Origin of the sequence: Polynucleobacter kasalickyi (assembly GCF_900176405.1) — a bacterium.
Lineage (GTDB): Bacteria > Pseudomonadota > Gammaproteobacteria > Burkholderiales > Burkholderiaceae > Polynucleobacter > Polynucleobacter kasalickyi.
In genome coordinates this window covers 25273-38684 of sequence record NZ_FWXJ01000015.1, presented here as the reverse complement: position 1 = coordinate 38684, position 13412 = coordinate 25273, and the positions used below count along the sequence as shown (strand labels likewise).

Annotated in this window: 12 protein-coding genes; all 12 read right to left on the bottom strand. The window is 36.4% G+C overall.

Annotated elements, in window-relative coordinates; translation table 11 throughout:
* Positions 1-47: 47 nt before the first annotated feature.
* Positions 48-848, bottom strand: a complete 801-nt coding sequence (locus tag B8983_RS12075; RefSeq protein ID WP_234987041.1) for a TSUP family transporter — start codon at positions 846-848, stop codon at positions 48-50.
* 8 nt (positions 849-856) lie between these two features.
* Complete coding sequence (locus B8983_RS12070) at positions 857-1819, bottom strand: branched-chain amino acid ABC transporter permease (protein ID WP_084285354.1); 963 nt, start codon at positions 1817-1819, stop codon at positions 857-859.
* Positions 1819-2703 carry a branched-chain amino acid ABC transporter permease gene (locus B8983_RS12065; protein ID WP_084285352.1) on the bottom strand — a complete coding sequence of 295 codons (885 nt, stop codon included), beginning with the start codon at positions 2701-2703 and terminating at the stop codon, positions 1819-1821. Before B8983_RS12065 ends, B8983_RS12070 begins: the two co-directional genes overlap by 1 nt.
* Positions 2704-2712: 9 nt before the next feature.
* On the bottom strand, positions 2713-3909 hold the full coding sequence (locus B8983_RS12060; protein ID WP_143736178.1) for an ABC transporter substrate-binding protein: 1197 nt from the start codon (positions 3907-3909) through the stop codon (positions 2713-2715).
* 24 nt (positions 3910-3933) lie between these two features.
* The gene (locus tag B8983_RS12055; RefSeq protein ID WP_084285350.1) at positions 3934-4635 is read right to left on the bottom strand and encodes an ABC transporter ATP-binding protein; all 702 of its coding nucleotides are present in this window, start codon (positions 4633-4635) and stop codon (positions 3934-3936) included.
* Positions 4635-5396: an ABC transporter ATP-binding protein gene (locus B8983_RS12050; RefSeq protein ID WP_084285348.1), complete on the bottom strand. Its 762-nt coding sequence runs from the start codon at positions 5394-5396 to the stop codon at positions 4635-4637. The genes B8983_RS12055 and B8983_RS12050 overlap by 1 nt, the downstream gene beginning before the upstream one ends.
* A 73-nt stretch (positions 5397-5469) precedes the next feature.
* Positions 5470-7080, bottom strand: coding sequence for a GMC family oxidoreductase (locus tag B8983_RS12045; protein WP_084285343.1), 1611 nt, complete (start codon positions 7078-7080; stop codon positions 5470-5472).
* Between the two features lie 4 nt (positions 7081-7084).
* Complete coding sequence (locus B8983_RS12040; protein ID WP_084285340.1) at positions 7085-7315, bottom strand: DUF3717 domain-containing protein; 231 nt, start codon at positions 7313-7315, stop codon at positions 7085-7087.
* 5 nt (positions 7316-7320) lie between these two features.
* Positions 7321-7806 (bottom strand): SET domain-containing protein, encoded by a 486-nt coding sequence (locus tag B8983_RS12035; protein WP_084285337.1) that lies wholly within the window; start codon positions 7804-7806, stop codon positions 7321-7323.
* Positions 7799-10300, bottom strand: coding sequence for a DNA topoisomerase (ATP-hydrolyzing) subunit B (gyrB, locus tag B8983_RS12030; protein ID WP_084285334.1), 2502 nt, complete (start codon positions 10298-10300; stop codon positions 7799-7801). The genes B8983_RS12035 and gyrB overlap by 8 nt, the downstream gene beginning before the upstream one ends.
* Positions 10301-10314: 14 nt before the next feature.
* The gene (dnaN, locus tag B8983_RS12025) at positions 10315-11430 is read right to left on the bottom strand and encodes a DNA polymerase III subunit beta (RefSeq protein WP_084285332.1); all 1116 of its coding nucleotides are present in this window, start codon (positions 11428-11430) and stop codon (positions 10315-10317) included.
* Positions 11431-11703: 273 nt separating this feature from the next.
* Positions 11704-13170, bottom strand: coding sequence for a chromosomal replication initiator protein DnaA (gene dnaA / locus B8983_RS12020; RefSeq protein WP_084285330.1), 1467 nt, complete (start codon positions 13168-13170; stop codon positions 11704-11706).
* Between the last annotated feature and the right edge of the window lie 242 nt (positions 13171-13412).

Here is a 13412-nt window from a genome sequence, read left to right as displayed (position 1 = left end):
GGAAAAGATAATAACACTTAAACAATGTTTCACGTGAAACAAAGAATTTAAATAGTTATCAATTGTAACCAATGGTAGGAGTCATTGGATGTTTTTAAGATTAAAAGAATCACAACAAGAATAAATACTTTTCTAACTAGAGTACTGCCCTTAGCAATCGCAAGTCGGCTTCCAGAAAAACTACCTAAAATATTAAAAAACATCATCCACAAAGCAATAGTCCAATTGATATGTCCAGTAGGGATAAACAATGCAAGAGCCGCAAAATTAGTTATGCAATTAATCACCTTCGTGGCGGCCGCACCATTAATAAAGTCAAAACCAAGAAACTGAACAAATAAAAACATGAGGAACATACCGGTTCCGGGACCAAAAAACCCATCATAGAAACCAATCAAGCCAGTTCCAAAAACCAAAAGAGAAAATTTTTGCTTAGTATTAGTAAAGGGCTGATGGACCATGCCCATATTTTTATTAATAAGAGTAAATATTAACAACGCGACAAGAAGAAAAGGCAAACACTGACGCAAAAAATTAGCAGGGGTTTGGGTAACAGCCCAAGCGCCAAAAAATGAACCCAATAAAGCAAATAAACCACCAAGCAAAAAAACTTGCCTTGGTAACTGAACAGATGACAGGAACTTTTTAGCAGCAACAGCAGTGCCGCCCAAGGAAGCTAATTTATTGGTACCGAATAAGGTTGCTGGGGTTTCACCGGGAAAAGCAACAAACAACGCAGGAACTTGTATTAAGCCTCCACCACCAACAATGGAGTCTATAAATCCAGCAATAAATGCTAAGGCACCAAGAAAAAATATAGATGCATCAAAAAATTCAGAAAAGGACAAAATTTTACTTACTTAATTTTCGCTAAAATTTCGCCTACAATTCCTTTGCGAAACAGCATAACGCAGACCACAAAAATTAAGCCAGTTACAATAGTAACGGACTCTCCAAGCGATCTAAACCACTCGACGTTGGTCAGATTATAAAGACCCACCCCAATATCACCAACCTTATGCTCTAATACTGTAATTACAACCGCACCAACAATGGGACCGATGAGTGTACCAACACCACCTACTAGAGTCATAAGAATTACTAGGCCTGACATTGACCAATGTGAATCTGATAAGGTTTCAAAGCCCATCATTAAAGCTTGTAAACTTCCAGCAAGCCCCGCCAAAGTACCAGATAAAACAAAAGCAAGCAATTTAAATCTATTGACTTGATATCCAAGAGATATCGCTCTAGGTTCATTCTCTTTAATAGCAAATAATACTTTACCGAAAGGCGATGAAACAACGCGCGCAATTAAAAGCATAGCTAATACAGTAAACAGTAAGAAAACATAATACATGTTCAAGTCATTACTTAAATCAATTAGGCCAAGAAAAACACCACGAGGAATGCCCTGCATTCCATCTTCACCACCCGTAAACTTGGCTTGCAAAAAGATAAAGTAAATCATTTGAGCCAAAGCCATGGTTATCATCGCGAAATATATACCTTGTCGGCGAATCGCCAGACTACCCATAATCAAACCTAAAATAGCAGCAAATGAAGTTCCCGCTAATAAACCAACCTCAGGTGAAAACCCTAAATCACGAATAAAGTAACCGCAAATATATCCGGCCCCCCCCAAAAAGGCTGCATGACCAAAGGATAACAAACCGGTATACCCCAGCAATAAATTAAAGGCCGCGGCAAATAAAGAAAAACACAAAATCTTCATTAAAAAGATCGGATAAATAATTACCGGAGCAACTAGAGAAAACCCAAGCAAAAGAATATAAAAAAGTTTACTAGTAACTTTCATTACCTCTCCCGACCAAAAAGACCAGCTGGACGAACTAAAAGAACCATTGCCATAATCACAAAAACAACGGTACTAGAAGCCTCGGGGTAAACGACTTTAGTAAGAGCCTCTATTAGTCCAAGCCCTAAACCAGTAAAAATAGACCCTAAAATTGAACCCATTCCACCAATAACAACAATCGCAAAGATTGTGATAATTAGATTAGAGCCCATTAAAGGAGAAATCTGAATAATTGGCGCTGCTAAAACACCGGAGAGAGCTGCTAAAGCAACTCCGAAACCATATGTTAGTGTCACCATTACAGGAAAGTTAATTCCAAAAGCTTGAACAAGCTTAGGGTTTTCTGTACCAGCTCTTAAATAGGCACCTAGTTTCGTTCTCTCAATAATAAACCATGTACCAAAACACACAACAAGAGATATGAGCACAACCCAAGCGCGATAAATTGGAAGAAACATAAAACCAACATTAATTGCGCCACTTAAGCTATCAGGAACACTATATGGCATACCTGAAACACCATAAAACGACCTAAAAACTCCCTCAAGAATAAGAGTCATTCCAAAGGTTAAAAGAAGACCATACAAATGATCTAATTCATATAAATGCTTTAACAAAAGTTTTTCAATAAGAACACCGATCAAACCAACAACGAGAGGTGCCAAAATTAACATCTGCCAATAAGGAATGTTAAATGCGGAAAACCCAATCCAAGTAAATAAAGCGCCCATCATGAACATTGCACCATGAGCAAAGTTCACAACGTTCAATAAGCCAAAGATCACGGCTAAACCAAGACTTAACATGGCATAAAAACTACCATTAACCAACCCCAAAAGGAGTTGGCTAAGAATAGCTGAAACAGGAAGACCAAAAATTTCCATTTAAATCAATTACTTAACAAGTGGACACTTTGATTCGGCAAGCGTATTAAAAGCCTGTTCACCAGAAATCTTATTAACAACTTTGTAATAATCCCAAGGCTTAGTAACTTCTTCAGCTTTTTTGGTTTCAAACAAATACATGTCGTGAACCATTGTTCCATCTTTACGGATATATCCACCTTTAGTAAACAAGTCATTTATTTTCATTTTGCGAAGTTCTGTCATGACTTTATCTGGATTGTCTGTACCGGCTGCCTTCACAGCTTTTAAGTAAGACAACATTGAAGAGTAGTCACCGGCATGCACAGAGGTTGGCATACGCTTGAGTTTTTGGATAAAGCGGCCAGCAAAAGCTCGGCTTTCTTCGTTTAAATCCCAATACCAAGCTTCCGTTGCAAGTAAACCAGCTGCATTCTTAATACCAATACTATGAATATCTGTAATAAAAACTAATAAACCCGCGAGTTTCATTGACTTATTGATACCAAATTCAGCAGCAGCCTTCACAGAGTTAATCGTATCACCGCCAGCATTAGCTAAACCAAGAACTTGGGCTTTAGAACTTTGAGCCTGTAGTAAAAAAGAGGAAAAATCACTTGCATTAAGTGGGTGCTTTACAGAGCCAAGCACTTTTCCACCATTATCTAGAACAACCTTTGTTGCATCCTTTTGAAGTTGCTCACCAAAAGCATAGTCAGCTGTTAAAAAATACCAGTTTTTATTTCCTTTATCAACCATAGCCTTACCAGTAACATTGGCTAAAGCAATTGTGTCGTATGTATAGTGAATAGTATAAGGAGAACACTGCTCATTAGTTAATGCTGAAGTACCAGCGCCATTATTAATATAAATACGCTTCTTCTCTGAGGTAACCTTAGCAGTAGCTAAAGCAGTTCCAGAATTCGTACCACCAAAAATCACATTAACACCTTCTTGATCGATCCACTCGCGCGCCTTCGAAGCAGCAATATCAGCTTTATTTTGATGATCAGCATATAAAATTTCAACTTTACGACCTAAAACGGAGCCTCCGAAATCGGCAATCGCCATCTCCATGGCTTCTTTACCACCAATACCATCAATATCAGAATATAAACTAGCACCATCAGTAATAAAACCGATCTTGATTGGCTTATTGTCAGCAGCGCCAGCTAAACCCGTTGCACAAAGCAACGAAAGAGCAGATACAATTTTTTTAATCTTCATATTTATCCTTAAACTTGAGATTGATTAAACACCCAAATAACTATTCAGTAACTCAGTTTTTTGAGTTAATTCACTACTTAAAACAGTTTCGACAACCTGCCCATGCTCTATTACATAATGACGATCGGCCAATGGGGCAGCAAATCTAAAATTTTGCTCCACCAAAATAATGGTGTAACCCTTTTCACGAAGATCACGCACCACTTGTCCTAATTTTTGGACAATCACTGGCGCCAAACCCTCAGTAATTTCATCTAATAACAGTAGTTTCGCACCTGTTCTCAATATCCTAGCCATGGCCAACATTTGCTGCTCACCACCACTCAAACGAGTACCGGGACTAAATCGACGCTCGTACAAATTAGGAAACATACTATAAATCTCATCTAAACTTAAACCACCAGGTTTAACAACTGGAGGTAGCATTAAGTTTTCCTCAGTCGACAAAGTTGAAAAGATGCCACGCTCCTCAGGACAATACCCGACCCCTAAGCGAGGAATCGTATGAGTACCCATATCGATGGTTTCATGATCATAAATCTTAATCGAGCCAGTCCTTTTTCCAGTAAGACCTAAAATTGCCCTTAAAGTACTTGTTCGACCAGCCCCATTTCTACCAAGAAGAGTAACGACCTCCCCTTCCTGGACTGATAAATTAATTCCATGCAGAATATGTGACTCACCATACCAAGCATTTAGATTATTGATTTCAATCGCAAAAGTCATTAATGCTCCTCCGAAGAGCCCATATAGGCTTCTAAAACTTGTGGATTCTTCGAAACCTCGGAGTATGAACCTTCCGCTAAAACAGCACCACGTTGTAAAACCGTAATTTTATTAGCAATAGTCGATACAACTTTCATATTGTGCTCTACCATCAGTACGGTTCTTCCCTTTGCAACAGTGGCAATTAAGTCTGTCACCATCATTACATCTTCGTGTCCCATACCCTGTGTAGGCTCATCCAATAACATTAGTGAAGGACTCATCGCTAAGGTTGTTGCGATCTCTAAAACACGCTTTCTACCATATGGAAGATTTACAGTAAGCTCGTCGGCATATTGTTCTAAACCAACCAACCCGAGTAATTCCATCGCCCGATCATTCAACTGGTTTAGTGATTTTGAAGACCGCCAAAATGAAAACTCAATTCCCAAGTTTTTTAATAAAGCAACCCTGACATTATCTAAAACCGATAAATGAGGAAAAACTGCAGAAATTTGAAAGGACCGAATAATTCCCAAATTGGCTATCTGGGCAGGAGCCAACGAAGTAATATCAGATCCTTTAAATAAAATAGACCCACTACTTGGAATATGAAATTTTGTTAACAAGTTAAAACAAGTGGTTTTTCCAGCACCATTAGGGCCAATTAAGGCATGAATAGAGCCCTCTTCAACTTTTAGATTAACGTCATTAACTGCAACAAAACCTTTAAATGTCTTAAAAAGATTTTTGGTTTCAAGGATGTAATTTGTTTTATTCATAAAATTAGATTATCTACAATATTACATATTTAACGCGGCATATAAAGACAAAATTACTAGGGGTTTTTACCAATTAATTAGCGCGTAATAATTCAGCTACGCGGTATGCGATCATCATCGTGGGCGCTGCCGTATTACCAGAGGTAATAGTAGGCATAGCAGAAGCGTCTACCACCCGCAATCCTTTAACCCCACGAACTCTAAGTTCCGAATCTAATACGGCATTTGCGTCATTAGAACTACCCATCTTACAAGTTCCAACAGGGTGAAAAATAGTTGTTCCAATATCGCCGGCAGCATGAATTAACTCGTCGTCACTCGTTAAATGGACCCCTGGTTTATATTCTTCTGGATGATAAGCCATTAAAGCTGACTGTTGAATAATTTTTCTCGTTGTTTGGATGGACTCAATTGCTACGGTTTGGTCCTCTGAAGTCGAAAGGTAATTTGGGTCAATTTTGGGCTTAGCGAAAACGTCATTTGACGTAATGTGTATAGACCCTCTTGAAGTCGGTCGTAAATTACAAACGCTAGCTGTAATTGCATTAAAAGAATGTAAATCTTCACCGAATCGCTCTAAAGAGAGTGGTTGAACATGATATTGAATATTTGAACGTGTGTGGTAGTCAGCACTTTTTGTAAAAGCACCTAACTGCGATGGAGCCATTGACATGGGTCCACTTCTATTCAAAAGATATTGCAACCCAATTAAACCTTTTCCGATAAAAGAGTTAGCTTTTGTATTTAAAGTTGATATACCACGCACTTTGTAAATCATGCGAAGTTGAAGATGATCTTGCAGATTCTCTCCTACCCCTGGAGAGTTAACAATTGTTTCAATGCCTAAAGAGCCTAAATGTTTTTCTTGACCAATTCCAGATCGCTCCAGGATTTGTACTGAACCAATGGAGCCTGCACTTAATAAAATCTCTTGATGAACCTGGGCAGTATGATGATGGTCACCACCCAGAAAAGAAATACCGGTAGTTTTTTTGGTTACTGGATCAAAGTGAATTTTTTCAACCAAAGCCCCTGTGATCAACGTCAAATTTGGTCTTTTCGATGCCATTTTGAGAAATGCTTTAGAAGCATTTAACCTAAAGCCATTCTCTTGATTAACATCAAAATAACCAATTCCGGAATTATCACCACGATTAAAATCGTCCGTATTATTAATTCCATATTCATTAGCAGCCTGTCGGAAAACATCAAGAACTTTCCAATGCAAACGCTGACGACTTACACGCCATGGGCCATTGCTACCATGCCATTGATTGGAACCCCCGTGATAATTTTCGAAGGCCTTAAAACGATCTAAACAATGATTCCAAGACCAAGAATTATCAGTTGTTTGGTTGACCCAGTCTTGATAATCCTGCTCTTGACCTCTCATATAAATCATGCCATTGATTGAAGAGCTTCCACCAAGTACCTTTCCTCTAGGATAAATTAAGGAACGGGAATTAAGACCTTTGCTCGGCTCTGTTTTAAATTGCCAATCTGTTCTTGGGTTGTCAATGCAATACAAATAACCAACTGGAATATGTATCCAAAGATAATCATCTTTAGCACCAGCCTCTATTAGCAAAACACGATGATTGGGGTTTTTTGTTAATTGATTAGCTAATAAACAACCTGCGCTGCCTGCGCCAATAATAATGAAGTCAAAGGTGCCGTGATCCATAAAACTAGCCTTTTCTATTAAAACTTTCTTGAAGATATCTATTCCATGCATCCAATTCATTGGGATCTAAATTATCAACAGATATTCTTTGAGCACCTTGCAAAATTAAAATTGCATAAGGCTTTGCTAAGGCAGAAGCTTCTTTCGATAAAATAAGCGAATCGCCAACGGAAGGGGATTTATTTCTCCAAAAATTTATTGCATTTTCTAGTTCAGGTAAGCTGATAAATAACATGATTTTTACTTGTTAGCTAACATAGTTTTCCGGCAATTCTTTTTGCCACAAAGACACTTGTAATTTAATTGCTCTTCTTTCGTATGCTCTGCATCTAACTCTAAACCATAATCATAAAATAATTCATCATCTTTATTTATATTACGTTTTGCAAAGATGAACACCCGAAGTTTATTATTTTTATCTTTAATTTCTTTTGTTTCACAGTTCGGTTTACAGGAGTGATTAATCCATTTGGCGATATTTCCATTGACGTTTCCATCAATGACCTTGCCATTTGTTAAAGAAAAATAAAACGTATGAAATGGTTGAAGAGGATCATGAGGATGCCTTTTTAAAGCTTCTTTCCATGAAATTCTTTGTCCTAAATACTCAACAATGCAGTCATTTTTTTTTATCTTTTTAGTACTATAAACTCCACGACCATGAATAGTAGAATCTCTAACTTCAATAGAATCTGAAGATAGAGACTCTGGAAATTTCTTAGACATCAATGTTTTTAGCAATTAAAGCATTTGATTCAATAAAAGCTCGACGAGGTTCAACGTCATCACCCATTAAAGTGGTGAAGGTTTGATCTGCAAAAATTGCATCATCAATCTGAACTTTTAATAAGGTACGTGTATTTGTATCCATCGTTGTTTCCCACAATTGACTTGGATTCATCTCACCTAAACCCTTATAACGCTGTCTAGAAACTGTACGTTCGGCTTCGCTGATTAAAAATTCAATTGCCTCTTGGAAATTAACGACTGCTAATTCTTTAAATGATTTCTCGGGGTCACCACGTACCACTTTAGACCCGACACCAATTTGTCCACCGACTGAAGTAGAAAAGGCTTGAATAGACTCGTAATCCGAACCAGAAACAAAATCAGAGTTAATGAAAGATAGTTTTAAATTACCATGAATTCTTCTTGAAATAAGCAACCTAAAGCGTTCTGTTCTTTCTTCTAATTGAACGGTAATTTCTAAGTTTTGACTGTTATCACCAAGCCGTTTATTTAAACCTTCTTTTAATTGATTAGCAGAATTTTGTGCTTCTTCTTGGCTATCTAAATTAATCGTAATGCCTTCACTAATAACTCTTAGAACATCGGAATCAAGGGTTCTTGAAAGACGCTCAATAACACTTTGTGTTTTGTAATATAAATTTGTAAGGTCTCTTAACTGATCACCAACAAATATTTCATTATGTTGATTAATAATTTGAGCACCATCTAATGCAATCGTTACTAAATAATCGGTTAAAACTGCATCATCTTTAATATATTGTTCATTTTTACCATGTTTAACTTTATACAAAGGTGGCTGAGCGATATAAATATGACCTCTTTGAATCAACTCAGGCATTTGACGATAAAAGAATGTTAATAGCAATGTGCGAATATGACTTCCGTCTACGTCCGCATCGGTCATGATAATAATTCGGTGATAGCGAAGTTTTTCAATGTTGTATTCGTCAGCACCAATCCCCGTACCTAGGGCAGTAATAAGAGTAACCACCTCTTGGCTAGCTAACATCTTATCAAAACGTGCTTTTTCAACGTTTAATATCTTTCCTTTTAAGGGAAGAATTGCTTGAAATTTTCTATCACGTCCCTGTTTAGCAGAACCACCCGCAGAGTCTCCCTCCACGATGAATAATTCTGATTTGGCTGGGTCTTTTTCTTGACAATCTGCTAATTTACCAGGGAGGCCTAAACCATCCAAAACACCCTTACGACGGGTTAAATCACGTGCTTTACGTGCGGCTTCTCTTGCACGGGCAGCTTCAATGATTTTGTCACAAATCTCTCTTGCATCAACCGGATTTTCTTGAAGGTATGCAGATAAACTACTAGAAACTACATCTTCAATTGGACCTCTTACCTCGCTAGATACTAATTTATCTTTTGTTTGACTTGAGAATTTAGGTTCTGGTACCTTAACAGACAAGATACAAGTTAAACCCTCTCTCATGTCATCACCAGTAACTTCTACTTTTACCTTTTTAGCTATACCATTTTCATCAATGTATTTATTGATAACTCGAGTCATTGCCGCACGTAACCCAGTTAAGTGTGTACCACCATCTCGTTGCGGAATATTATTGGTAAAACATAAGACTTGTTCACTATAACCATCGTTCCATTGCATTGCGACCTCGGAGGTAATCATACCTCCAACTTCAGCAGCCTTTTCACCAATTGCATAGAAAATATTTTTATGAAGAGCTGTTTTTGATTTATTAATATACTCAACAAAGCCCTTTACGCCTCCAGAAAAAGCGAAATCTTCTTCTTTTCCAGAGCGCTCATCCACTACACGAATATGAACACCATTGTTTAAAAAAGAAAGTTCTCTAATTCGTTTTACTAGAATTTCATAATGAAACTCTACTGTTCCAAATATTTCTTCATCGGCTGAAAAATGAACTTCGGTTCCTCTTGTGTCCGTTGTACCTATAACCGGGATTGGCGAAACAATTAATCCGTTCTCTTCAAGAATTGTTCTATTTTGAACAACACCTCTTGCAAACTCCAAAAAATGAGTTTTTCCATCTCTTCTTACCGTTAAACGTAACCATTTTGATAAAGCATTTACACAACTAACACCTACGCCATGCAGACCACCTGATACTTTATAACTGTTTTGATCAAATTTTCCACCAGCATGCAGTTCAGTCATTACAATTTCAGCTGCACTTCTTTTGGGGTCATGTTTATCATCATACTTAATTCCCGTTGGAATTCCACGACCATTATCAATAATAGATATTGAGTTATCTGTATGAATTGTTACTGTAATCTCTGAACAATGACCAGCAAGCGCTTCGTCAATAGAATTATCTAAAACTTCAAATACTAAATGATGAAGACCTGTACCATCGGAGGTATCTCCAATATACATACCCGGTCTTTTTCTAACAGCTTCTAAACCTTCTAAAATTTGAATGGATGAGGCACTATATAAATCAGTTACTGATTGGTTTTCTATGGTCATGTGTTCTTAGTTAATTAAATACGCATTGGCATTACGACATACTTGAAATTTTCATTGTCAGGTATGGTGATGAGGGCACTTGAATTTGAATCACCCAAATTAATTTGAATACTCTCATTCTTAACATTCGATAGAACATCAAGCAGATAGGTAACGTTAAATCCGATATCTAAATGATCGCCTTCGTATGCTGTTTCAATTTCCTCTTGTGCTTCTTCTTGTTCTGCATTCGTTGATTGAATAACTAAAAGGTTATCTTTTAATGAACAACGAATACCTTTAAATTTATCTGTAGTAAGAATTGCAGCTCTTTGCAATGCTGATTGAAAAATTTCTCTAGGAACAATAAAAGAATTTTTATGACCTTTAGGAATTACTCTTTGATAATCAGGGAACTTTCCTTCAACTAATTTAGATAAGAGTTCAATCGTATTAAATTCAAACTTAATTTGAGTTGGACTAATAGAAACTTTTAAAGGTGCGTCTACATCATCTAACAAATGTTGGCATTCTAAAATTGTTTTTCTTGGCACAATAACTTCAATTTTATTCGTTTCGCCAACTGGTGGTTTTTCTAAAATGATTTGACCATAAGCTAAACGATGACCATCCGTTGCAACTGCAATCAGCTTATTATCATCTAGAACCATTAACATTCCATTCAAATAGTAACGAATGTCTTGTTGAGCCATCGCGAAGTGAACTTGGCTAATTAATTGTTTAAATTCTTTTTGAGAAATTTCAAAAGATCTTACATTTTGATTATTTTCCAACATAATTGGAAATTCACTGGCAGCTAAGGTTTGAAGAGAAAATCTACTTTTTCCGCTTTGAACTACCATGCGGTTTTCCTTCATTGTGAGACTAATTGGTCCTTCTGGCATTGCACGAAGAATATCTAAAAGCTTTCTAGCTCCTACAGTTGTACTGAAGTCATCGTCACCTACACCAAAGTCAGTAATCGTAGTGATTTGAATATCAATATCAGTAGAGATAAATGAAATAGACTCATTGTTCTTACGCATTAGTAAGTTAGCGAGAATTGGTAGAGTATGACGTCTTTCCACAATACCGCTTACAAATTGTAAGGGTTTTAAGAGACTATCTCGTGTTGTACTGACCAGTTGCATATTCAATTTCCTGAATGATAATTTTTTTGTTTAGTAGTAATAATAAGGATTCAAATTTCAGTGGATAATTTAAAAAAACTTTCTAATACAATAACTTATTAAGATTAAAAGTTGTTGATAACTTCTGTATAACTTAAGAACAAATTTTGAATAACTATGCTAATTACTCTATTTTGCATGAACTATTGAAATTATCCACAAATTTTAAACAACTTATACATTAGTTGTTAACAGACTTCTACACTACTTATTAACAACCTTATCCACAGTTTATTACGCCTTTAAAGTTTGTTCTAAAACATGCAGTTCATGATTTAACTGACTGTCTAAAGATCGTAACTCAATTATTCGTCTAACGGCGTGTAAAACGGTAGTATGATCTCTACCACCAAATAGCTCTCCAATCTCAGGTAAGCTCTTTTGGGTCAGTTCTTTCGCAATGTACATAGCTATTTGTCGCGGTTTGGCAATATTTGCTGGTCTTTTCTTTGAATACATATCAGCAACTTTGATGCCATAGAAATCAGCGACTGCTTTTTGAATGTTTTCAACAGAAATTTGCCTGTTTTGGATGGATAATAAATCTTTTAAGGCCTCTTTAGCCACATCAATATTCACTTCTTTGCCGTGAAACCTTACATAAGCAAGAATTTTACGCAAAGCCCCTTCTAATTCACGAATGTTTGATCTTAAATGTTTGGCAATAAAAAAAGCAACGTCTTCGGACATGGGTACAAACTCTGCTTGAGCTTTCTTCATTAAGATAGCAACTCGCATTTCAAGTTCTGGTGGTTCAATGGCAACAGTTAATCCAGAGTCAAACCTTGAAATCAAGCGATCATCAATGCCGTCCATCTCCTTTGGATAAGTATCAGAGGTAATGATAATTTGAGATTTGTTAGAAATTAAGGCTTCAAATGCATAAAAGAACTCTTCTTGCGTACGATTTTTCCCACTAAAAAACTGAATATCATCAATTAACAATAAATCTAACGAATGATAGTAGGATTTAAACTTATCGAAAGCTTTTTGTTGATAAGCTCTCACCACATCAGAAACATATTGTTCAGCGTGTATGTAACGTATTTTTGCGTTTGGTTTTTGTTTTAAAAGATAATTCCCAACTGCATGAATTAAATGGGTTTTTCCTAGACCTACACCGCCATATAAAAACATTGGGTTATAGGACGTACCAGGATTATTAGCAACTTGAATTGCTGCAGCCCTAGCTAATTGATTTGCTTTACCATTCACAAAAGTATCGAACGTCAAGATAGGGCTAAGTTTGGAAAAATCTTCTACGTTAATCTTGAAATTAATACTTTCAACACTGTCAATATCGTCATCAGCATCATTAACTAAAATATCAGGCTCTGGGCTTTTGTTAATGAAATTATTGGATGATGAATTGTCAGCTTCTTTAATAGAGCATGCTTGAGAGTCAACAATTAATCTAATTTGTGTACCTGGCGATAAAAAATCCTTCGCTATATCATTGATTTTATTTGTAAATTGGTTTTTTATCCAATCTAATTTAAACTGATTGGGAACAGCAATTACAAAGATATTTCCGGAATTATCCAATCCAATAGGTGCCAAAGGTTTTATCCAAGTCCTAAATTGAGAACTTGGCATTTCTTTCTCCATAGTAAGGACAAAGTTGTTCCAAAATCTCACAGAAGCTGATTCAACATTTAAAGTTGATTCAGTCTCAGGATTGTTGCCCAGGTGGTTGATCATAGATGTAATAAATAGAACTTTAAGAGATTTAGATTGTAACGAACTTTGATACTTATCAACAACCTAAAATCCTGTGCAAAACCTGTGGATAACTTGTTAACAACTTCTCTTAAATTCAGTAATTCAATCATTTAGTGATCTTTGTTGAATTGAAAATAATTTATTATTGCAATTAAACTAATTCTAAATTGACATATGCATCAAAGTCATGGAAAATAATCGGTTATCTAGTATTTTAACTG